At 75.3% G+C, this 20,656-nt stretch carries 20 protein-coding genes; 11 read left to right on the top strand and 9 right to left on the bottom strand.

The window, feature by feature from the left end; translation table 11 throughout:
• Nucleotides 1-35: 35 nt before the first annotated feature.
• Both ACWGB8_RS31885 and ACWGB8_RS31880 read right to left on the bottom strand, forming a co-directional pair.
• Complete coding sequence (locus ACWGB8_RS31885) at nt 36-668, bottom strand: MBL fold metallo-hydrolase (RefSeq protein ID WP_452217103.1); 633 nt, start codon at nt 666-668, stop codon at nt 36-38.
• Nucleotides 665-1,750: an S-(hydroxymethyl)mycothiol dehydrogenase gene (locus ACWGB8_RS31880; RefSeq protein WP_452217102.1), complete on the bottom strand. Its 1,086-nt coding sequence runs from the start codon at nt 1,748-1,750 to the stop codon at nt 665-667. The genes ACWGB8_RS31885 and ACWGB8_RS31880 overlap by 4 nt, the downstream gene beginning before the upstream one ends.
• Before the next feature lie 504 nt (nt 1,751-2,254).
• On the opposite strand from ACWGB8_RS31880, the gene ACWGB8_RS31875 reads away from it, so the two are divergent.
• Entirely contained in the window at nt 2,255-3,484 is a 1,230-nt protein-coding gene (locus tag ACWGB8_RS31875) for a cytochrome P450 (protein WP_452217101.1), read from the top strand.
• The gene (locus ACWGB8_RS31870) at nt 3,481-3,819 is read left to right on the top strand and encodes a ferredoxin (RefSeq protein WP_452217100.1); all 339 of its coding nucleotides are present in this window, start codon (nt 3,481-3,483) and stop codon (nt 3,817-3,819) included. Before ACWGB8_RS31875 ends, ACWGB8_RS31870 begins: the two co-directional genes overlap by 4 nt.
• A 97-nt stretch (nt 3,820-3,916) precedes the next feature.
• Here ACWGB8_RS31870 and ACWGB8_RS31865 read toward each other — a convergent pair whose 3' ends face one another.
• Together ACWGB8_RS31865 and ACWGB8_RS31860 are read right to left on the bottom strand one after the other, a co-directional pair.
• Nucleotides 3,917-5,206: a phosphotransferase gene (locus ACWGB8_RS31865; RefSeq protein WP_452217099.1), complete on the bottom strand. Its 1,290-nt coding sequence runs from the start codon at nt 5,204-5,206 to the stop codon at nt 3,917-3,919.
• A 43-nt stretch (nt 5,207-5,249) separates the two neighbouring features.
• The gene (locus ACWGB8_RS31860) at nt 5,250-6,218 is read right to left on the bottom strand and encodes a PhzF family phenazine biosynthesis protein (protein WP_452217098.1); all 969 of its coding nucleotides are present in this window, start codon (nt 6,216-6,218) and stop codon (nt 5,250-5,252) included.
• 113 nt (nt 6,219-6,331) lie between these two features.
• Between ACWGB8_RS31860 and ACWGB8_RS31855 the strand changes: the two genes are divergently transcribed.
• The 4 genes from ACWGB8_RS31855 (at nt 6,332) to ACWGB8_RS31840 (ending at nt 9,888) form a co-directional block, all read left to right on the top strand.
• A complete protein-coding gene (locus ACWGB8_RS31855; RefSeq protein ID WP_452217097.1) occupies nt 6,332-6,910 on the top strand; it encodes a hypothetical protein in 579 nt (192 codons plus the stop codon).
• 355 nt (nt 6,911-7,265) lie between these two features.
• Complete coding sequence (locus tag ACWGB8_RS31850; RefSeq protein WP_452217096.1) at nt 7,266-8,069, top strand: MBL fold metallo-hydrolase; 804 nt, start codon at nt 7,266-7,268, stop codon at nt 8,067-8,069.
• A gap of 6 nt (nt 8,070-8,075) precedes the next feature.
• Nucleotides 8,076-8,507, top strand: a complete 432-nt coding sequence (locus ACWGB8_RS31845) for a nuclear transport factor 2 family protein (protein ID WP_452217095.1) — start codon at nt 8,076-8,078, stop codon at nt 8,505-8,507.
• A gap of 127 nt (nt 8,508-8,634) precedes the next feature.
• A complete protein-coding gene (locus tag ACWGB8_RS31840) occupies nt 8,635-9,888 on the top strand; it encodes an NAD(P)/FAD-dependent oxidoreductase (protein WP_452217094.1) in 1,254 nt (417 codons plus the stop codon).
• Nucleotides 9,889-10,120: 232 nt separating this feature from the next.
• On the opposite strand, the gene ACWGB8_RS31835 is transcribed toward ACWGB8_RS31840, so the two are convergent.
• From ACWGB8_RS31835 to ACWGB8_RS31825, 3 genes are all read right to left on the bottom strand, one after another.
• Nucleotides 10,121-10,360 (bottom strand): hypothetical protein, encoded by a 240-nt coding sequence (locus ACWGB8_RS31835; RefSeq protein ID WP_452217093.1) that lies wholly within the window; start codon nt 10,358-10,360, stop codon nt 10,121-10,123.
• A gap of 629 nt (nt 10,361-10,989) precedes the next feature.
• Nucleotides 10,990-12,381, bottom strand: coding sequence for an MFS transporter (locus ACWGB8_RS31830; protein WP_452217092.1), 1,392 nt, complete (start codon nt 12,379-12,381; stop codon nt 10,990-10,992).
• An 85-nt stretch (nt 12,382-12,466) separates the two neighbouring features.
• On the bottom strand, nt 12,467-13,426 hold the full coding sequence (locus ACWGB8_RS31825) for a helix-turn-helix transcriptional regulator (RefSeq protein ID WP_452217091.1): 960 nt from the start codon (nt 13,424-13,426) through the stop codon (nt 12,467-12,469).
• A gap of 114 nt (nt 13,427-13,540) precedes the next feature.
• Between ACWGB8_RS31825 and ACWGB8_RS31820 the strand changes: the two genes are divergently transcribed.
• The 5 genes from ACWGB8_RS31820 (at nt 13,541) to ACWGB8_RS31800 (ending at nt 19,333) form a co-directional block, all read left to right on the top strand.
• Complete coding sequence (locus ACWGB8_RS31820) at nt 13,541-14,350, top strand: NAD(P)H-dependent oxidoreductase (RefSeq protein WP_452217090.1); 810 nt, start codon at nt 13,541-13,543, stop codon at nt 14,348-14,350.
• Nucleotides 14,351-14,594: 244 nt separating this feature from the next.
• Nucleotides 14,595-14,870 (top strand): hypothetical protein, encoded by a 276-nt coding sequence (locus ACWGB8_RS31815; protein WP_452217089.1) that lies wholly within the window; start codon nt 14,595-14,597, stop codon nt 14,868-14,870.
• Nucleotides 14,871-15,483: 613 nt separating this feature from the next.
• On the top strand, nt 15,484-17,541 hold the full coding sequence (locus ACWGB8_RS31810; RefSeq protein WP_452217088.1) for a molybdopterin cofactor-binding domain-containing protein: 2,058 nt from the start codon (nt 15,484-15,486) through the stop codon (nt 17,539-17,541).
• Between the two features lie 12 nt (nt 17,542-17,553).
• Nucleotides 17,554-18,024 carry a (2Fe-2S)-binding protein gene (locus tag ACWGB8_RS31805; protein WP_452217087.1) on the top strand — a complete coding sequence of 157 codons (471 nt, stop codon included), beginning with the start codon at nt 17,554-17,556 and terminating at the stop codon, nt 18,022-18,024.
• Between the two features lie 106 nt (nt 18,025-18,130).
• Nucleotides 18,131-19,333, top strand: a complete 1,203-nt coding sequence (locus ACWGB8_RS31800; RefSeq protein WP_452217086.1) for an alpha/beta hydrolase — start codon at nt 18,131-18,133, stop codon at nt 19,331-19,333.
• A 202-nt stretch (nt 19,334-19,535) separates the two neighbouring features.
• Here the strand turns inward: ACWGB8_RS31800 and ACWGB8_RS31795 are convergent, their stop codons facing one another.
• Both ACWGB8_RS31795 and ACWGB8_RS31790 read right to left on the bottom strand, forming a co-directional pair.
• The gene (locus ACWGB8_RS31795; protein WP_452217085.1) at nt 19,536-20,132 is read right to left on the bottom strand and encodes a TIGR03086 family metal-binding protein; all 597 of its coding nucleotides are present in this window, start codon (nt 20,130-20,132) and stop codon (nt 19,536-19,538) included.
• 57 nt (nt 20,133-20,189) lie between these two features.
• Nucleotides 20,190-20,471 carry a hypothetical protein gene (locus tag ACWGB8_RS31790; protein ID WP_452217084.1) on the bottom strand — a complete coding sequence of 94 codons (282 nt, stop codon included), beginning with the start codon at nt 20,469-20,471 and terminating at the stop codon, nt 20,190-20,192.
• Between the last annotated feature and the right edge of the window lie 185 nt (nt 20,472-20,656).

Raw genomic sequence — 20,656 nt, 5'->3', positions numbered from 1 at the left:
GCCGTGAGAGGTGGCGACGCCCACGGCCGGGTCGATCAGTGCCCGCGCGCGATCCACTCCGGCAGGGCCGGGGCCTCGGCGCCGATGGTGGTCGGGTCGCCGTGGCCGGTGCGCACGACCGTCTCGGGCGGGAGTGCGAGCAGCCGGTCGCGGATCGAGTCGATGATCGTCGGGAAGTGCGAGAACGACCGCCCGGTCGCACCGGGGCCGCCGTGGAACAGGGTGTCTCCGGTGAACACGGTGCCCAGCGCGGGCGCGTACAGGCAGACCGCGCCGGGGGCGTGGCCGGGGGTGTGCAGCACGGTCAGCTCGATGCCGGCCACCTCGATCCGCTGCCCGTCGGCGAGTTCGCCGTCCGGGAGCCGGTCCGGGTGGGTGAGCTTCCAGAGCGGGAGGTCGTCCGGGTGCAGCAGGATCGGCGCGCCGGTGCGCGCCGCGAGGGCGGGAGCGGCGTCGATGTGGTCGTTGTGGGCGTGGGTGGAGACGACCGCGAGCAGTCGGCGCCCGCCGAGGGCGGCCTCGATCGCGTCGGCGTCGTGCGCCGCGTCGATCACCACGGCCTCGCTGTCGTCGCCGACGATCCAGACGTTGTTCTCCACCTCCCAGCTGCCGCCGTCGAGTTCGAAGGTGCCGGCGGTGACCAGGCGGTCGATGCGGGCGCCGCTCACAGGATCACCACCGAACGGAGCACGTCGCCGTGGTGCATGCGCTCGAACGCCTGCTCCACGCCGTCGAGTTCGATCCGCTCGCTGACGAACGCCCCGAGGTCCAGCCGGCCCTGCAGGTACAGGTCGATCAGCAGCGGGAAGTCCCGGGACGGCAGGCAGTCCCCGTACCAGGAGGACTTCAGCGCGCCGCCGCGTCCGAACACGTCCAGCAGCGGCAGCTCCAGGGTCATCTCCGGGGTCGGTACGCCCACCAGGACGACCGTGCCCGCGAGGTCCCGGGCGTAGAACGCCTGCCGGTAGGTCTCCGGACGGCCGACCGCCTCGACCACCACGTCCGCGCCGTGGCCGCCGGTCAGCTCGCGGATCGCCTCCACCGCGTCGGTGGTGCGGGAGTTGACGGTGTGGGTGGCCCCCAGCTGCTTGGCGGTCTCCAGCTTGCGGTCGTCGATGTCCACCGCGATGATTCGCCCCGCTCCCGCCAGCCGCGAGCCCAGTACGGCCGCGCCGCCGACGCCGCCGCAGCCGATCACGGCGACCGAGTCGCCGCGGCCGACGTTGCCGGTGTTGATCGCCGCGCCGATGCCCGCCATCACCCCGCAGCCCAGCAGGCCCGCCACGGCGGGCTCGGCGGCCGGGTCGACCTTGGTGCACTGGCCGGCGGCGACCAGCGTCTTCTCGGCGAAGGCGCCGATGCCCAGCGCCGGGGACAGCTCGGTGCCGTCCAGCAGCGTCATCTTCTGCTTCGCGTTGTGGGTGTCGAAGCAGTACTGCGGGCGGCCGCGCCGACAGGACCGGCACTGCCCGCACACCGCACGCCAGTTGAGGACCACGAAGTCGCCGGGGGCCACCTCGGTGACGCCCGCGCCGACCGACTCCACCACGCCCGCGGCCTCGTGGCCGAGCAGGAACGGGAACTCGTCGTTGATGCCGCCCTCGCGGTAGTGCAGGTCGGTGTGACACACCCCGCAGGCCTGGATCCGCACCACCGCCTCGCCCGGCCCCGGGTCGGGCACGACGATTGTCGCCACCTCCACGGGCGCGCCCTTGGCACGCGCGATGACTGCCTTGACCTGCTGGGCCATCCGAATTCCACCTCCGTCGCCGGCGCCGCACTGCGCCGGCTTGTCCGGTCCTGCTCCTGTACCACTTGCCCACGAAGCGTAACGCCCAGCCCCGCGACCGGCCGCGGAACCGCCCTGGGATCCGGCCCACCGGACGGTCCGTCACGGCGGGCCGGTCGGTGCGGCGGCGGCACCGGGTGCCGCCGGGTGCGCCGCAGGGACACCGTCGATGGCTGGAACTGTCGCTGACGGCACGGTAGTCGCACGCATACCGTCAGTACCGGGCCATGCCCTGCCCCGTACCGCGCTCGCACCGTTCCCCCTAGCGCTCCCGCACCGCCCCTCGTTCCGCTCGTCTGAAGTCCCTCGTTCCGCGCTCGTACAGCCGCTCGTTCCCGCTCTCGCACCGCCCCTCGCCCCGCTCCCGCAGCCCTCGTACCCCGCCCCGGGTGCCCTCCCCGCCCCCCGGCCCCCCGCCCCCCGCCGGGCCGCCCCACAGCCCATCATCAGGAGTCTGGAGTACGGATGTCCGTCGACCACACCCCGGCCGCCGCCGAACCCGCAGCCGGCGCCACCGCCGAACCCCTGATCCCGCTGCACTGCCTGCGCCAGCTGCCGCCCGCGCCGCCGCGGACCACCGCGCTGCCGACCGGCACGCCCGTCTGGCTGGTCACCCGGCACGCCGACGTGCGGCAGGTGCTCACCGACCCGCGGCTCGGCCGCGCCACCCTCTACGCCCCCGGCGCCCCGCCCGTTTCGGTCACCCCCAACCTGCTCGACGACCCGGCGAGCATGCTCAACATCGACGGCGTCGACCACCAGCGGCTGCGCCGGACCGTGCAGCGCGCGTTCACCCCGCGCGCGATCGAACTCTGGCGGCCCTGGGTCGCCTCGGTCGTCGAGGGCCTGCTCGACGAGCTGATCGACCACGGCTCCCCCGCCGACATCATCGCCACGTACACCCGGCCGCTGCCGGTCGCCGTGATCAGCCGGCTGATGAACCTGGACAACCTCGACGGGCAGCGCCTCGGGCACTGGAGCGACCACGCGCTCTCCGCCACCGCGTTCACGGCCGAGGAGATCCGCACCGCGATGCAGGAGTTCGGCGCCTTCGGCGCCCGGCTGATCGCCGAACGCCGCGCCGAACCCGGCGACGACCTGGTCAGCAGCCTGCTCCAGGCCGCCGCCGAGAGCGGCGACATCACCGAGCAGCAGCTGGTCTCGCTGGTCATCGGCCTGGTCGTGGCCGGCCACGAGACCACCATGACCACCCTCGGCAACGCCGTCGTCTACCTGCTGGGCGACGGCCGGGACGCCTGGCAGCAGCTCGCCGCGGACGAGAAGAGCGCCACCGCCGCCACCGAACAGCTGCTGCGCGCCGTCCCCCTCGGCGACCGGGAGGTCTTCCCGGGGCTGCTGCGGCGGGCGGTCGAGGACGTGGAGATCGGCGGTGTGCTGATCCCGGCCGGCAGCGTGGTGGCCGCCGACACCGGCGCGGCCAACCACGACCCGGAGGTCTTCCCCGACGGCCTGTCCGCCGGGCTGTTCGAACCGCTGAGCGCCTCCAGCCTCACCTTCGGGGCCGGCCCGCACCACTGCCTCGGCGCCTGGCTGGCCCGGATGGAGACCGAGATCGCCCTGCACCGGCTGGCCCGCCGACTGCCCTCGCTGCAGCTCGCCGACCCGCCGGCCGCGATCGACTGGCGCCGCGGCCTGCTCACCCGCAGCCCGCACACCCTCACGGTGACCTGGTGACGGCCGGGCACGGGACCGGCGGCAGTGCCGCGGAGGTCCGCCCCGGTGGCCCGGTGGTGCTCCGGGTCGACCGGGAGCGGTGCATCGGCTCGGGAATGTGCGTCCTCACCGCGCCCGACTCGGTGTCGCTGGGGCCGGACGGCATCGCCCGCCCGCTGCACGGCGCCGACCGGGCGGCGGGCGACACGGCCGACGCGACCGACGCGACCCGCGCGACCGACGCCGGACCCCCGGCTCCCCCGGCCGAGGCCCTGACGCCCGAGCTCGCCGACGCCGTCGACTTCTGCCCGGTCGAGGCGCTCTCCCTGCACCCGCCGTACGCCCCCGGGCACTGAGCGGCTGCCGGGCCCGGACGGGCACCCGCCCCTCCGGGCCCGGCCAACGGGCACCGGCACCCGCGCACTCACACCCACACCGGCACCCGCCATACCGTCAGGGGGCCACCGGGGCGGCGTCGGTCGCCACCGCGTCGACCGCCGGCGAGGCGTCCGCCGCCGGGGCGCAGGCGAGCGCGGCCCGAATCTCCCGCGCCGGGTCGCCCTCGTGATAGGGGCGCTCACTGATCTCGATGTGGTCCAGGAACTCCTGGTACCGCACCGCGAAGGCCAGGTGGTACAGCGGCTGCGCCAGTGCCAGGGCGCGCGCCGGATCGGACCCCGGAACGTGCTCCGCCCAGGCGGCGACCCAGAGCCCGGCGAACTGTTCCCAGCACGCGTCCGAGACGTAGTCGCGCGGGCGCAGCCCGTCGAAGACCGGGTGGCCGTAGTAGGAGTCGGCGTAGTCGACGACCACTGCGCTGCGGCCGTCGGAGCGCCAGTTGCCGGGGTGCAGGTCGCCGTGCACCAGGGTGTCCGGCAGGCCGCAGGCGTCCAGTTCCGCGACCAGTGCGGGCAGCCGGTCGGCGAGGGCGCGGGCGTCGGCCAGTTCGGCGGGGGTCAGCTCGGTCCCCGCCTCCCCGTCGAGCAGGGCGCCGACCTGGGCCACCAGGTCCGACAGGGTGCGCCGGCGCAGTCGGGCCCCGGCGGCCCGTCCGTCGGCGGCGAGCGCCGCCTGTGCGGCGACCAGGCGGGGCACCACGTCGGCGACGGTCTCGGCGGACGGCCCCCAGCAGTCGTCCCCGGGGATGTGGTCGAGGAGCAGCAGGCCGCGCTCGCTGTCGGCGGCGAGGACGGTCGGGGCGAGGGCGACGTCGGCGCCGGCGAGCAGGGCGATGGCGTCGGCCTCGGCGGCGTTGAAGGCCGGGTTGGTGGCCTTCAACCAGGCGTCGCCCTGCCCGGTGGCGTACCGGAACAGCCCGGAGAGGTTCCAGGTGCGGACCTGCCGGACGTCCCCGACGGCGGGCCTGCCGACGGCGGCCAGCGCGGCCTCGGCCCAGTCGAGCGCGGCGCGCAGCCCCTCGGGCGTCGCCCAGCCGGACCGCCGCTCGGCCGGGCCGAGCAGGGCGGCCACCGCGGCGTCCGGCCGGCGGGGTGTCCGGTCGGCCGGCTGCCGCAGTGCCTCGGCGTGGTAGGTGACGTGGCCGCCGGAGCCGCCGTCCCCGCCCTCGGCGGCCGCCAGCCTGCTCACCGCCACCGGGACGCCGACCTCTGCGGTCGTGTGCTGCACGACCGGGCCGACCGAGGACCACCAGCCCTCGTCCACCTCGAAGGGCCCTACCGTGCCCAGGTAGTCACCGCGATGGGTGAGGTGAACCGTGACCGTCCGCCCTTGCATACGTTCCATCCGAGCAGGGTCGCGCGGTCGGCGGCTCCTCGGCCACCGATTTTCAGTTCCCGATGGCCACCGCCGCTCCCGACACCCGCACCCGGGGGTCGTCGGCGCGGAGTTCGACCGTCAGCACTCCGGGGCGCCCCATGTCCTCGCCCTGGTGGAGCGTCAGTACGGCCGGTGCCGTGACGGCGCCGGACTCCCGCAGGTACGCGCCGAGGGCCGCGGCTGCCGCGCCCGTCGCCGGGTCCTCGACCACCCCGCCGACCGGGAAGGGGTCGCGGACGTGGTAGGTGTGCTCGCCCTCCCGCCAGGCCAGTTGGAGGGTGGTCAGCTCGCGGGCGGTCATGAAGGCGGCGAGGCCGTCGAAGTCGTACGCCAGCTCGGCGAGCCGGGCCCGGGTGGCGACGGCGAGCACGAGGTGCCGGGCACCTGCGTAGGCGATCCGCGGGGGCAGCGCGGGGTCGAGGTCCGCGGGGGACCAGCCGAGCAGCCCGAGCGCCTCGCTGACGTCCGCCGCGGACACCTCCTCGGTGTGCGGTTCGACGCTGGTCAGGGTGGCGCGCAGCACGCCGTCCGCGTCCTTGTCGACCTCGACGGGGACCTCGCCCGCCCGGGTGGCGTACCGGAACCGGCCGGGGCCGACCTGGTCGGCGAGCGCGACGGCCGAGGCGACCGTGGCGTGGCCGCAGAACGGGACCTCGGCCAGCGGGCTGAAGTACCGCACGGTGAACCGCACGTCGCCGCCCGCGCCGGCGCTCCCGGGCGCCGCCGCCGCGTCGGCCCCGGTCCCCCGACCGGCTCCTGACGCCCGCTCGGGTATGAGGAAGGCCGTCTCCGAGTACCCGAGCTCGGCCGCGACCGCGAGCATCCGCTCGGCGGACCAGCCGGTGGCGTCGAGGACCACGCCGGCCGGGTTGCCGCCGGCCGGGTCGGTGGTGAAGGCGGAGTAGCGCAGCACCCCGGCGGCCGGTGCGGCGTCCTCGGGCGTGGCGGAAGCGGCGGGGACAGCGTCGTCTCTGATCATGACCGGGTGAACGCCGCACTTCCCTCCCGGTGTTCCCGGCCCATCCGCCCGAGCCCCACAACCACCCGAACGAGTGATCGATCGGCCCTCCCGGCGCATGGCATGATCGTCCCGTGGCGATCTCCGAGTACCAGCAGCGGATCCGGGACCGGTTCCTGGCCGCCCCCGTGACCGCACCGCCGGCTCCGTGGCGCCCGGTCGGCCGCGGCCTGATCGCCGTCGGCGGGCTGACCGGCATCGGCTTCGCCGCCGACCCCGCGAACGGCCGCGACCTCGTCCTCACCGTCTCCTCCAGCGGCCACGGCCTGTTCGACGCGGTGACCGGCGAACGGCTCGCCCGCGAGTACGACCCGGAGGAGGACCCGGACGGCCCGGACCTCGCCTGCCCCGGCATCGGTCCGGCGGCCGGCCTCCGGATTCCGGTCGCCGGCCTGTACGGCGGAGGCCTGCACACCTCGGCCGAGGGCGGCTGGCACGTCTGCGTGGAGACCACGGAGTGGCCGAACCAGCAGGTCCTGCTCGCCACCGGCGGCGGGCCGTACCAGGGCGAGGCCGGCGAGTCGTGGTGGCACGTCTTCCACAGCACCTGGTCCACCTTCCGGGCCGCCGGCTTCTCGCCGTCCGGACGCACCCTGGCCGTCGCCACCAGCAGCGACCTCACCCTCTGGACGTGCGACGGGCAGCCGGCCTGACCGGCCCCGGACACGGTCGGGGCCGCCGCCGGGCCTGCACGGCGCACCCGGCACCCGGAGGGCCGTCGGGCCGGCTCGTCGCGGCCACCGAACCCGGTGGGCAGACCCGTGTCCGTGCGGACCGGGTGCACGCGGAGAACGTCCGGCGGTACGCGGCCCGCGCCCCCTCCCCCGCGCGGCGCAGCGCGGGATGCCCCGCCCGACCCGGCGTTCCACGCTGGGCGGAGAGGTGCGCGACAGCGGGTGTGCCTGACCGGTCAGGCACTGCTGGATCAGTCGAACTGGTGAATGCCCGTACGACGAGCTGCGGGCACCATCCCGCTCCCCGGAAGCCCGCAGGAAGGACCGACCCCCGATGAGCTCCCTCGACTTCCAGGTGATCGACAGCCCGGACGGCTCGCTCAACAAGACCGCCGTCCTGGTCACCGGCCCCAACGACGCGATGCTGGTCGACGCCGGCTTCACCCGCTCCGACGGCCGCCGGCTGGTCGAGGCGGTGCGGGCCTGCGGCAAGCGGCTGACCACGGTGTTCATCAGCCACGGCGACCCGGACTTCTACTTCGGCGCCCAGGAGCTCCAGGACGCCTTCCCCGAGGCCCGTTTCCTCGCCCCGGCCGCCACCGTGGAGCACATCCGCGAGTCGTACGAGGGCAAGCTGCAGGCGTGGGCGCACCTGGGCGAGGAGCTGCCGACCCGGCTGGTGGTGCCCGAGGCGCTGCACGGCGACGAGGTCGTCTTCGAGGGACACCGCTTCGAACTGCGCGGCGCGGACTTCCACCTGCCCGACCGCCACTACCTCTGGCAGCACCACCACCACACGGTGATCGGCGGGGTGCTGCTGTTCGAGGGCCTGCACGTGTGGACGGCCGACACGCCGACACCGCAGCAGCGGGCCGCCTGGATCGACCTGCTGGACGGGATGGCGGCGCTGGAGCCGGAGTTCGTGGTGGCGGGGCACCGGACGGCGGACGCGCCCACCGACACCACCGCGATCGACCACACCCGCGACTACCTGCGGGCGTTCGAGACGGAGGTCGGCCGGGCGCCGGACGCGGCGGCCGCCCGGGAGGCGCTGGAGCGGCGCTTCCCGGAGCTGGGGATGCCGATGGCCGTCGACCTCGGGACGAAGGTCGCCAAGGGCGAGCTGAGCTGGGGCTGAGCGGCGATGATCGAGATCCCGAAGTCGACGGCGACGTTCGCCGAGTCCTCCGCGCCCGCCGACGTGGTCCGCCGCCAGTACCTGGCCTCGGCGCGCGGCGACCTGGCGGCGCTGCGGTCCACCCTCGCGGACGACGTGGAGTGGACGGAGATGGCCGGCTTCCCGCTGGCCGGCACCTACCGGACGCCCAAGGGGGTGACGTCCGGGGTGATGGAGCGGCTGGCGGCCGACTGGGACGCCTGGACCGCGCACGACGACACCTACGTGGTGGACGGCGAGAACGTGGTCGTGCTGGCCCGCTACACCGCGACCAACCGCGCCACCGGCCGGCCGCTCGCCGTCCGGGTCGCGCACCACTTCACCGTGCGCGGCGGACGGATCGTCCGGTTCGAGCAGTTCGTCGACACCGCGCTGGTCCGCGCCGCGATGACCGGCTGAACCGTCCGACACCCGGCGCTCACCCGTTCGGGCGAGCCTACGGCGCCGCGCCCCGCGCGCCCTCGACAGGCCCTCCGCCCCGGACCAGGCTGGACGCGGTGACCGGTCCCACAGCGAGGAGTCGACCATGAGCACGAGCACCCCCACCGGCGGCCCGGGGCGCGAGCTCCCGTACGTGATCGTCGGGGCGTCCCTGGCCGGTGCGAAGGCGGCCGAGACGCTGCGGGCCGAGGGGTGGACCGGCCCGCTGGTGCTGATCGGCGACGAGGCCGAGCGCCCGTACGAGCGGCCGCCGCTCTCCAAGGGGTACCTGCTCGGCAAGGACGCGCGGGACAAGGCGTACGTCCACCCGATGGGCTGGTACGCCGAGCACGACGTGACGCTGCGCCTCGGGGTGGCCGCGACCGCGGTCGACCCGGTCGCGCACACGGTGACGCTGGAGCGGGACGGCGCGATCGGCTACGCCAAGCTGCTGCTGGCCACCGGGTCGTCGCCGCGCCGGCTGCCCGTCCCGGGTGCCGACCTGGCCGGGGTGCACCACCTGCGCACGCTCGAGGACAGCGACGCACTGCTCGCCGGGATGCGCGGCGGGGGCCGGGTGGCGGTGATCGGGGCCGGCTGGATCGGGCTGGAGACGGCGGCCGCCGCGCGTTCGCACGGCTGCGAGGTGACCGTCCTGGAGGCCGCCGAACTGCCGCTCCTGCGGGTGCTCGGCCGCGAGGTCGCCCAGGTGTTCGCCGACCTGCACCGCGCGCACGGCGTCACGCTGCGGTTCGGCGTCCAGGTCACGGAGTTGGCGGGCGCGGACGGGCGGGTCACCGGGGTCGTGCTCGGCGACGGCTCCACGGTGCCCGCCGACCTGGTGGTGGTCGGCATCGGCATCACCCCGAACACCGCGCTCGCCGAGTCCGCGGGGCTGGAGGTGGACAACGGCATCCGCACCGACCAGCACCTGCGCACCTCCGACCCGGACGTATACGCGGCCGGCGACGTCGCCAACGCCTTCCACCCGCTGCTGGGCCGGCCGATCCGGGTCGAGCACTGGGCGAACGCACTCAACCAAGGCCCCGCCGCCGCCCGTTCGATGCTCGGCGGCGACGCCGGCTACGACCGGGTGCCGTACTTCTTCACCGACCAGTACGACCTGGGCATGGAGTACACGGGCTACGTCGAACCGGGCGGGTACGACCGGGTGGTGTTCCGGGGGGACGTGCCGGGGCGGGAGTTCATCGCCTTCTGGCTCTCCGGGGGCCGGGTGCTGGCCGGGATGAACGTCAACGTCTGGGACGTCACCGACCCGATCAAGGAGATGATCCGGTCCGAGCGGGTCGTGGACCTGAAGAAACTCGCCGACCCGGACACGCCGCTGACCGAGCTCTGAACAGGGACGAAGGACCCGCCGGACGACGAACGCCGTTCCGGCGCGCGTCCGGGGCCCTCAACGATGCCGGGCATGCACAGAGCCCCCGCAGACAGCGCCGATCGTCTACCAGGGCTGTGCTCCACCCTCCACCGCCGGGGACGATCGGCCTCCGCGGCAGCCGGCCGGCGGTGGAGGGGGTCGGGAGTCGGGGCCCGGCCGCGTGGGGGACGGGCATTGGCCGGGCCGGCTCTCAGGTGCTGTAGTGACTGCTGCGGACGACGAACCCTCGCGTCGGCCCGCCGGTCGTGCGGGCCGCGCCCTCGACGAGGGTCAGTACCTCGTCGGTGATGTCCCGCCGGGTGGCGGGGTCAGCACTGTCGTACACCCGCCAGCGCCCGGCCGGGTTGTCCGGCACTTCGGGGGAGACGGTCCCCCGGATGCCCAGCCGACGGAGCGTGCCGGCCAACTGCCGGGCTTCGGTCTCGTCCACGTTTCCCGCCCTTTCGGAGTGAGGTGCGCCCAGGCTAGTAGGCGCCCACGCCTCCGCCGTTGCAGTGGGACGCGCACCCGCCGGGGTTGATCGGCCCGCACCCGCCGGGCACGGGCGTGTGGGAGCACTGGGCAGCCACGCCCACCAACGCGCGGGTGGGCCCGGTCCACAGCGCGCGGTGGGGCGTGCAGCCGGTCCGTTCGATCAGGTCGACGGTCCGGGCCAGCGCGTCCGCGTCGTGCCGCATCGGGTCGGGCCGCTCCGGGTAGTGGTGGACGAACCCGCCCAGCCTGGAGCACAGTTCGGCGCAGACGCGGGTGTGCAGAATGAGCGCGTGCCACCCCTCGTCGACGTGTGCACGACCATCGCGCTCGATCCTTGGTCAAGTCAAGCCGGGCGTCGCTTGAATGACTGATCATCAGATGCTGCGAGTAGCCGACAGCCGCGCTCGCCAACCGCCCTCCACGACAACCCCGGTGAAGGCTTGCGGCTGACCCTGTCCCCGGCACTTTCGGCACATCCGGACTACGCCTCCGCAGTCCACGTCCTCCGCCCCGGGGGAGGCAGGACTCCGTAGTACTGGCGCGGCGGGACCCGCTTCTCCGCAGCACGCACGGCACGTCCCGGGCTCACCGAACTCTGGGGGCGGCCGCTCGTCCGACGGCGGCCGATCCCTCGACCTCCCCTGCCCCGCCGTCGCCGACCGCCGGGAGGGGCCGGGTGCGCTCGGCGTGGCGCACCGCCGGACCCATCGCGCAGCCGGCTGCCAGGAACAGGGCGCCCAGCAGCAGCCAGCCGGGCACGCCGCCGTCCAGCAGCAGCGTGGTGAGCAGGAGCGGTCCGACCGTGCGGGAGACCGCCACGCCGGTGCCGAAGAAGCCCTGGTACTGGCCGATCCGGTGCGCCGGGGCCAGGTCGAAGGCCAGCTGCCAGGAACCCGCCGACTGCTTCATCTCGCCGGCCACCTGCAACGTCGCCGCGACGACCAGCAGGACGCCCATCGCCCACAGCGGCACCCCGGCCGCGGCGACGGCGAACACCAGGCAGGAGGCGAGCAGGAGGAATCCGGACCGGCGCACCGCCCGTACGGCGGAGGCCGGCCCGGTGACGGCGCGCGCGGTCCGGACCTGGAAGGCCATCACCCCCAGGGTGTTGAGGGCGAAGAGCACCGAACCGAGCCAGGCCAGTTCGGGGGCCCGGGCCGCGATCCAGAGCGGGATCACCAGGCTCAGCAGCGGCATCCGCAGCAGCAGCACGGTGTTGAGCAGCATCACGACCGCGTACGGCCGGTCGGACAGCACCGCCAGCCGCCGTTCCGCGCCGTCGGCGGGAGCGGCCGGGGCGGCGGCGACCTCGGGCAGCCGGTGCAGGAGCCGTGCGCAGGCAACGAAGCCGAGTGCGTCGACGGCGAAGACGGCGAGGAAGCCCGCCTGCGTCCCGACGGTGAGGGCGATCCCGCCGAGCGCCGCACCGACGGCCAGGCCGGCGTTGAGGGTGGACTGCAGCCGGGCCAGCAGTTCGGTGCGGTCGGCGGGGGCGACGAGGCCGGCCACCAGCGTCTGGCGGGCGGCGGCGAAGCCTGTCTGCGCCACCGCGTACGCGCAGACGGCGGCCAGGAACGCCGGGAAGGAGCGGATCACCAGGAACGAGGCGACCACCGCGCCCGTGAGGAGGGCGAACAGGACGGCGACGGCGCGCGGGCCGCGGCGGTCGGCGAGGTGGCCGAGCGGTGCGCCGACCAGCGAGCCGATCCCCCAGGCGATCGCGAGGGCGAGGCCGAGCCGGGTCGGGGACATCCCGACGACGCCGGTGAAGTAGAGCGCCGAGCAGGTGTAGTAGGCGCCGTCGCCGATCGAGCCGATCAACTGGGCGGTGACGAGGGTCCGTCGGGCTCCGGCGGACGGTGGGGCGGGTATCACCTGGGCGCTCCTGGGGCTTCCCGCGGGCCGGTCGGCCGCGCTCTCGAAGTCCAGCCTAGGAGCGAAGTGGATCATGGCCGTGGTCCAATGATCATGCATCATCCTGGGCCATTGAGCCGACGACAGCGGGCGGGCGAACAGCCACGCCCGGAAGCCACCCGGGCGGCACCCGCGCTGTACGCGGGCGCTACCCGACCACCGCCGCGAGGTCCGCGAGCACGGCGGCCTCGGGAGTGCCCGCCTCCGCGCTGAACACGTGCACCACCAGCCCGGTCTCGCCCGGTGCGGCCGGCACGTGGAGGATCTCGAAGTCCAGGGTGAGCAGCCCGGCCTGCGGGTGGCGCAGGCGCTTGCGCCCGGCCGCGCACATCCGGATCTCGCCGGTGGCCCAGATCCGGGCGAAGTCGGTGCTCTCCCGGGAGAGTTCGGCGATGAGCCCGGTCAGCTGCGGGTCGTCCGGCCAGCGTCCGGCGGCGACCTGCAGTTGGCCCACGGCCTCGCAGGCGCGGTCCTCCCAGTCGGGGTGGACGGTGCGCGAGGCGGGGTCGAGGAAGAGGAAGCGGGCGTTGTTGCGGTCGCGGCGGCCCGGATCGCCCAGCCCGCCGACGAGTTCGGCGCCGAGGCCGTTCCAGGCGACCACGTCGAGGCGGTGGTCGGTGGCGAACACCGGGAAGCCGTCGAGGGCGTCCATCAGTCGTTGCAGGACTCCGCTGACGCTCGCCCGGGGGGCCGGTCCGCGCCGTCCGCCGGCCAGGGTGTCGAGGTGGCGGCGTTCGGCCGGGTCCAGGCGCAGCGCTCCGGCCAGCGCGTCGAGCACCTCGGGGGACGGCTGGGTGGCCCGGCCCTGTTCGAGCCGGACGTAGTAGTCGACGCTGATGCCCGCGAGTTGGGCGAGTTCCTCACGGCGCAGTCCGCGCACCCGGCGCCGGCTGCCGCCGTTCAGGCCGACGTCCTCCGGCGCGAGCCGGCCGCGGCGGGCACGCAGGAAGCCGCCGAGCGCCCGCCGGGCGTCGCCGATCCCCTCGCCAGTCGCCTCCGCGGTCCGCTCGCGGGCCCCGTCGGCGGCCGCCTCCGCGCCGCTCCGGCCCGCACCCCGACCGTGCCCGGCGCCGCCGGCTGTCCGCCCGCCCTGCTCCACCCCGTTCATGCACCCCAGTATGCGTGGCCCTGCCAGTACCAGGATCGGCGGTCCGGGGGTCGGGCGGTCCTGCGGTGGAACAGGGTGCTGGCTGCCCTCCTGCGGACGGGAGAGGGTGGCGGCATGACCACGCACACCACGTCCCAGCAGCAGCGGACCGCCTCCGAGCCGAAGCGGGTCCTCGTCGTCAGCGCCCACCCCGAGTCGCGTTCGCTCAACGCCGCCCTGACCGACTTCGCGGTCGAGCACCTGCGGGCGGCCGGGCACGAGGTGCGGACCTCCGACCTGTACGCGATGAAGTGGAAGGCCGGGATCGACGCCGACGACATCCCCGACCACCCGGCGGACGAGCGGCTGGACGTCCTCGCCGCGCACGAACGGGCCACCCTCGCCGGCCGGTTGACCGCCGACGTGCTGGCGGAGCAGGAGAAGGTGGCCTGGGCGGACGCCGTGGTGCTGCAGTTCCCGCTGTGGTGGTTCTCGGTGCCGGCGATCCTCAAGGGCTGGTTCGACCGGGTGTTCACCAACGGCTTCGCACACGGGCCGGCCGTTCCGCCGCCGTACAGCGAGGGGGCGCTCGGCGGGCGTCGGGCACTGGTGTCGGTGACCGTCGGCGCCCGGGAGTCCGCGTTCTCGGACCGCGGCGCGCACGGCCCGCTGGCCGACGTGCTCTTCCCGGTGCAGCACGGACTGCTCTGGTTCACCGGCATGCAGCCGCTCGACCCGTTCGCGGTGTACGGCACGGTCGGCCTGTCGCCGGAGGCGTTCGACGCCGCCCGGGAGGCGTACGCGCGGCGGCTCGACGGCCTGTTCACCGACGCTCCGGTGCCGTTCCGCCCGCTGGTCGGCGGCGAGTACGACCGCGAGATGCGCCTGGTGCCGGGCGCCGAGACGCCGGGCACCAGCGGACTCGGCCTCCACCTCCGCGGCTGAGCACCGCGAGGGCGCACCGAGCGGCCCGCACGGACGACCCCGCTGCCTCAGCACTCCCGGCACCACACCACGCCCGGCACCGCACGACGCCCGCCACCGCACCACACCCGCCACTGCACGACGCCGGCGGACGGGCAGCCCCCACCGCCGGGCGGCCCCCGCCGCTGGGCAGCCCCGGCGGACGGCGGCCGCACCGGCGGGGGCCGCCGACGACGGCCGCCCGGCCCGGACGTAGGATCCAGCCGTGTTCCTCCTCTTCCTCGCCCTCACGGCCGCGCTCGCCGCTGCGGCGTACGGGCTCGCGAGCGCGGTGACCAGGACCGTCGCCGCCAGGAGCACCCTGCCCCGGGGAGCGGCAGCGGGTGCCGTGACCTCGGTGCTGTCGACCGGCGCCGCCGCCTGGCTGGCCTGGCCCTCGTACCTGAGCCCGGTGCTCGTCCTCGCCTGGGCACTCGGCTCGCTGGCGGGCACCGTCGGCGGCCAGCTCCGCCGCACGGGTCGCCCCGGCCGGCACACCTAGCAGCGCCGGCACGGCATCGGCCGGGGCACGCCCAGAAGCGCCGTCGCCATCCCGGCCGGCACACCCAGGAGCACACCCGTTCGCCCTCACCGGCCCACCCATTCAGCCTGATCCGTTGCCCGCACGGCCCCGCCCGCAGCTGCGCCGGCGGCGGCCGATCGGGTGATCGAGCGGCCTGTCGCGGCCGTGTTGACCCGTCAGTAGCGTCCTCCTATGCTCGTCGGCGCACGCGATCCGGCCACCCGGCCGGCTCGCCCAGCGGCCGGGCCCTCCGGCGCCGCCGCCCGCTCGAAGGGTCCCTCCCATCAGCACCTCCGCCACCCCGCGCGACACCGCCCTGCGCACGAACACCCCCACCCCGGACGCCCCCTCGCCGGACGCCACCGCCCCGCGCGACACCGCCCCCGACGCGCGCCCCGCGGAACCCCTCGGCGACCGCCCCGACGAGCGCCCCGGCGACCTGGCCGAGGACCGTCCGCCGCTCGGCCGACGCCGCTTCCTGTGCTATCTGCTCGCCGCCCCCACCCTCACCGTCGGCGTCCGGCCGGCCGCCGCCCCCACGGCCGCAACCGCAGCCGCCCCCGCAGCCGAAACCCCCCACGCCCCCGAGCAGTTGCTCGGCCTGCCGGGCATCCCGGACATCGTGGACCTGGGCGAGGCGCTGACCCTGGCCACGCTGCCGACCGCCCATCTGCTGGTGCTGGAGGTGACCCCGGCCGGCCGTGCGGTGCTGCACCTGCCGCGCATCGAGGTCGGCCAGGGCCTGACCACCGCCATGGCCATGCTGGTGGCCGACGAGTTGGACGCACGCCTGGGCGACGTCGACGTGCCGCTCTCGGACAGCCGACCCGAGTTGCTGTTCAACCAGCTCACCGCCGCCTCCAACTCGGTGCGCGCCCTGTACGACCCGGTCCGGGCCGCCGCCGCGGCCGCCCGGGCCCGGCTGGTGACCGCCGCCGCCCGGCAGTGGGGGGTCCCGGCCGACAGCCTGCGCACCGCCGACTCCGCCGTGCTCGCCCCCGACGGTCGGCGCCTGGGCTTCGGCCGACTCGCGGTCGCCGCCGCCTCGGTGGGCGTCCCGGCGGTGCCCAGCACACCGAAGCCCGCCGAGCGCCGGCAGGTGGTGGGCCGCCCGACCGGCCGGATCGACGCCCGCGACCTCGTCACCGGCCGCGCGAAGTACGCCGGCGACCTGGCCGTCCCGGGTGCGGTGCCGACCGTGGTCGCCCGCCCCACCACCATCAACGGCACCCTGCAGTCGCTGGACGACTCCGCCGCCCGCGCGATGCCCGGCGTGCTCGGCATCGTGCGCATCCCGAGCGGGGTGGCGGTGCTCGCCGAGACCTTCGACCAGGCGCTGAAGGGCCGCGACGCGCTGCACGCCTCCTGGCGGCCGGGCCCGGTGGCGCACCTGTCCGACGCCGACATCCGCAGTCGGCTGCGCGCCACCCATCTGCCGTTCCTCGTACCGCCGTTGCTGACCCTGCACGTGGACGGCGAGTTCGACTTCGCGTTCGTCAACCACGCACCGATGGAGGTGCTGACGGCGGTCGCCGACGTGCGCGCCGACCGCGCCGAGCTGTGGTTCGCCGCCCAGGCGCCGATCGTCGCCCAGCAGACGATCGCCGCCGAACTCGGCCTGCCGCAGGACGCCGTCACGGTCCATGTGGTGCGCGGCGGCGGCTCGTTCGGACGCCGGCTGTTCTTCGACGCGGCGCTGGAGGCGGCCCAGGTCTCCCGCGCGGCCGGGCGGCCGGTGAAGCTGATGTGGACCCGCAACGACGACATGCGCCATGGCCGGCTGCGTCCCGCCAGCCACCACCGGATCCGCGCCACCCACGCGCTCGGGCAGGTGCTCACCTACGAGCACCGGGTGGCGACGGTGGCGACCGACCTGCGGCACGGCCTGGGCGAGGCGCTCACCGGTGCCGGCTTCGACCTCCGGGCGGCCGGACTCAGCCTCGCCCAGGGCTTCTTCCTGCTCAGTGAGAAGAACCCGTACGACCTGGGCGTGGTCACCCAGTTGCTCTCCGAACTGCCGCTGGAGATGCACACCGGCAGCTGGCGCTCGGTCTACTCCGGCACCGTCCGGGTCGCCGACGAGATCATGATGGACGAGATCGCCCGCCGCCTCGGGCAGGACCCGGTGGCCTTCCGGCGGGTGCGGCTGCGCAGCGCCCGGTCACGGGCCGTCCTGGACACGGCCGTTCGGGCCGGCCGCTGGGGCCGGGCGATGCCCGCCGGGCACGCCCAGGGCTTCGGCTTCCACGACGAGCACGGCTCCTGCGCCGCGTACCTGGTCGAACTGGACGCCACCGACCGCAGCCGGCCCCGGGTGACCCGCGCGGTGATCGCCGCCGACGTCGGCCAGGTGGTCAACCCGACTGGTCTGGAGGCCCAGTTGACCGGCGCGCTGATCGACGGCATCTCGGTCGTCCTGCAGGCCGGCAACCACATCGACCACGGCGCCGTACGCGAGGGCAGCTTCGCGGACTTCCGCTGGGCGCGGCAGCAGCACAGCCCGCCCGTGGTGGAGGTCCATCTGCTGCCGCCGAGCGGATCGCCGGGCGGCGCGGGCGAGTTGGGTGTGCCGGCCGCTTCGGCGGCGGTCGCCAACGCCTACGCACGGGCCACCGGTACCCGCCCCCGCTCGTTCCCGATCGACTTCTGAAGGGCCGGAACCATGCCCAGCCACACCTTCGTCCTCAACGGGCAGCCGGTCACCGTCGAGGCGCCCGACGACATGCCGCTGCTCTGGGTGCTGCGCGACAAGCTCGGCGTCACCGGCCCCAAGTACGGCTGCGGGGTGGGCGTCTGCCGCGCCTGCACCAGTCATCTGGACGGCGAGGAGTTCCAGCCCTGCACGGCCGCGGTGAGGGACTGCGCCGGGCGCCGGGTCACCACGATCGAGGGGCTGGCGGACGGCGAGGTGCTGCACCCGGTGCAGGAGGCGTGGCTGGAGTGCGACGTCGCCCAGTGCGGCTTCTGCCAGCCGGGGCAGATCATGACGGCGGTCGCCCTGCTGCGCCGCACCCCGGAGCCGACCGACGCCGACATCGACCGGATCCAGAACGTCTGCCGCTGCGGCACCTACCCGCGCATCCGCGAGGCGATCAAGAAGGCGGCGGCCGCGGTGGCGACGAACGGCGGCTGACGGTCGGTCCCCGCCCTCCTCCCGCCGGTCCTGCCCGACCCTAGGCAGAGTTGGTCCAGACCACTAGGGTCACTGGCCATCACAACGCCTACGTCCGAGGTGCATGATGATCAACCGCAGGTCCCTGCTGGCCATCGCCGGTGCCACCACGTCCGCTCTGGCCCTGCCCGCCTCCCCCGCGTGGGCCTCCCCCACGGCGCGCGCCGGAGCACCGTCAGCCGGGCCGGGCGCGTCCGGCGTCCCCCCGATCGACCTGCCCGCGCCGACGGTGCGCCGGCCGGTGGGCACCACCTCCCTGCACCTGGTGGACCGCGACCGCCAGGACCCGTTCGCGCCGACCCCGCGGCCGCGCGAACTGATGGTCCGGCTCTGGTACCCGGCGCTCACCACCGCCGGCCGCCCGCGCGCGCCGTACACCAGCCCGCAGGTGGCGGCCACCGTCGAGAGCGGCTTCCTGCAACTGAAGCCGGGCACCATGGCGGCCGTCCGCACCAACGCCCGGATCGACGCCCCCGCCGTACCCGGACGGCTGCCGCTGCTGCTGCTCGGCCACGGCCGCCAGGGCCACCACAGCGACTCCACCTTCCTGGCCGAGGAGTTGGCCGCGCACGGCTGGCTCGTCGCGGCGGTCGACCACACCTACGACGCCGGTGCCGTGCTGTTCCCGGACGGCCGACTGGTGCGCAGCGTGCTGCCCGACGTCCCGGACGACTGGGCGGCGCAGGAGTTGAAGGAGGTCTCCGCCCGGGTGGCCGACCTTCGGTTCGTCGCCGACGAGCTGACCGGCCGCCGCCACGCCCTCCGGCCCGGGCTGCCGTGCCCCGACCCGGAGCGGATCGGGGTGTTCGGCCATTCGATGGGCGGTTCGGCCGCAGCGGCGACGATCCTGGCGGACCGGCGGTTCGCCGCCGGGATCAACCTGGACGGCGGGTTCTTCGGCTCGCAGGTGAGCAGCCTCGGCCTGGACCGGCCGTTCCTGCTGCTGACCTCGCTCGCCGACCACGAGACCTGGCAGCAGTGGCGCGAGCACCAGCGCGCCTGGGGCCGGCAGCTGCGGATCGCCGACAGCGGCCACCTCACCTTCACCGACCTGCCGTTCGTGGCCGGGCCGGGCGGACTCGGTCAAAGCCTGCCGCCGGAGCTGTACGCCGAGCTGTTCGGCCGGATCGCGGCGGCCCGCTCGGCCGAGCTCCTACGGGTGTACGTCCGGGCGTTCTTCGACCGCTTCCTGGCGGGCCGGCCGACCCGGCTGTTCGACGGCCCGTCGCCGCGCTACCCGGAGATCGGCTTCCACTGGAGCCGGGGCTGAGCACGCCCGCCCGGGCCTGAGCTCCCCGGCCCGCGGCTGAGCCCCCGGCGCGCGCCGAGCGCACCTACGCACAGCCGAGCGCACCCGCACAGAGCACCCCCGAGCGCAGCGGAGCGCCCGCGTGCGGAACCCGGCCGCCCCGGACCGGCCGGGTTCACCACCGACCGGGGTCACCACCGGCCGGGGTCGCCACCTGCCGGGTTCACCACCGACCGGGGTCGCGTCCGAAGAAGGCGGCCAGCCGGTCGTACACGGGCGCGTCCTCGGCGACGGCCACCTCGGGGCCGAAGCTGTGGTGCTCCTCCTCGCTGCCCCGGTACCCGGGGCTCAACGCGCCCCGGCCCCAGGCGAGCGAGGCGGCGGCGACCTCGTGGTCGAGGCCGGCGGTGGACTGGCCGGTGGCGCGGGCGACGTCCCAGCCGTGGACTGCGAACTCGGCCACCTGCTGGTCCAGCGGGAAGCGCCGGGGCAGGGGTGCGCCGCCGGGGCCGGGCTCCTCGCCGGTCAGGTCGCCGGCCTCGCGCCACGCGGCGACGAGTTCCTCGGCGCCGGCCTCGAAGCGGTGCAGCCAGTCCTCCCGGACGCGTTCGAAGGGCTGCGACCAGTCGGGGGCGCCGCCCCGGGCGCGGAGGGTGAACTGCCGCAGGTCGAAGAGCAGATGGCTGATCAGGTCGCCGACGTCCCAGGAGCGGCAGGGGGTGGTGTGGCCGATCTGTTCCTCGCCGACCCCGTCGATCAGTCCGGCGGTCTGGGCGAGCGCCCGGGCGAGCAGGTCGATGGGGTCGTCCGCGGCCGTCATGCACACTCCGTAGGTTGTCGGGCGGCCCGGGGTCCGGGCCCGGACCGGGGGCCCGGGTCAGTAGCGGTGGTTCTCGACCGTCTCGACCACCCAGCCCTGCGGGTCCACGGTGAGTTCGGGCCGGCTGCGCCAGACCGCCCGCAGCCGGGTGAGGAAGTCCTCCGCGGCCGCGACGGTGTCGAACTCCAGGTCGACGGCGACGAACGGCGTCTTGCCGGTGCCGCGCTGGATGCGGTAGGCGAGGACTCCGGACCGCTCGCGGTCCAGCGGGTCGCTGTCGAACGCCCGTTTCCAGGTGTCGTAGTCGCTCAGCTCGTGCTCGATGCGCAGGGTGGGCATCCGCCTTCTCCGTCCGCCGGCTCCCGGGCACCGCTCCCGGTACCTGCGCCGATGATGGCCCGGGCGCGGGCGCGGCGCACCCCGGGCCCGCGCCCGCGGGTGGGGGGGGGGGGGGGGGCGGAGGAACCCGCCCCACCCCGGCCGCTGGGGGTGGTGGGGGGCCCGGGACCCCCGGCGGGAGGTCG

The organism is Kitasatospora sp. NPDC054939 (genome assembly GCF_053610105.1).
This window is presented reverse-complemented; position numbering and strand designations above follow the sequence as displayed.

What these genes read in the sequence shown, in the direction of transcription:
- ACWGB8_RS31830 (WP_452217092.1), bottom strand. Translation starts at nt 12,381, where the DNA reads ATGATGCATGATCATTGGACCACGGCCATGATCCACTTCGCTCCTAGG.
- ACWGB8_RS31880 (WP_452217102.1), bottom strand. Translation starts at nt 1,750, where the DNA reads ATGGCCCAGCAGGTCAAGGCAGTCATCGCGCGTGCCAAGGGCGCGCCC.
- ACWGB8_RS31850 (WP_452217096.1), top strand. Translation starts at nt 7,266, where the DNA reads ATGAGCTCCCTCGACTTCCAGGTGATCGACAGCCCGGACGGCTCGCTC.
- ACWGB8_RS31865 (WP_452217099.1), bottom strand. Translation starts at nt 5,206, where the DNA reads ATGGAACGTATGCAAGGGCGGACGGTCACGGTTCACCTCACCCATCGC.
- ACWGB8_RS31845 (WP_452217095.1), top strand. Translation starts at nt 8,076, where the DNA reads ATGATCGAGATCCCGAAGTCGACGGCGACGTTCGCCGAGTCCTCCGCG.
- ACWGB8_RS31795 (WP_452217085.1), bottom strand. Translation starts at nt 20,132, where the DNA reads ATGACGGCCGCGGACGACCCCATCGACCTGCTCGCCCGGGCGCTCGCC.
- ACWGB8_RS31825 (WP_452217091.1), bottom strand. Translation starts at nt 13,426, where the DNA reads ATGAACGGGGTGGAGCAGGGCGGGCGGACAGCCGGCGGCGCCGGGCAC.
- ACWGB8_RS31805 (WP_452217087.1), top strand. Translation starts at nt 17,554, where the DNA reads ATGCCCAGCCACACCTTCGTCCTCAACGGGCAGCCGGTCACCGTCGAG.
- ACWGB8_RS31875 (WP_452217101.1), top strand. Translation starts at nt 2,255, where the DNA reads ATGTCCGTCGACCACACCCCGGCCGCCGCCGAACCCGCAGCCGGCGCC.
- ACWGB8_RS31860 (WP_452217098.1), bottom strand. Translation starts at nt 6,218, where the DNA reads ATGATCAGAGACGACGCTGTCCCCGCCGCTTCCGCCACGCCCGAGGAC.
- ACWGB8_RS31840 (WP_452217094.1), top strand. Translation starts at nt 8,635, where the DNA reads ATGAGCACGAGCACCCCCACCGGCGGCCCGGGGCGCGAGCTCCCGTAC.
- ACWGB8_RS31800 (WP_452217086.1), top strand. Translation starts at nt 18,131, where the DNA reads ATGATCAACCGCAGGTCCCTGCTGGCCATCGCCGGTGCCACCACGTCC.
- ACWGB8_RS31820 (WP_452217090.1), top strand. Translation starts at nt 13,541, where the DNA reads ATGACCACGCACACCACGTCCCAGCAGCAGCGGACCGCCTCCGAGCCG.
- ACWGB8_RS31790 (WP_452217084.1), bottom strand. Translation starts at nt 20,471, where the DNA reads ATGCCCACCCTGCGCATCGAGCACGAGCTGAGCGACTACGACACCTGG.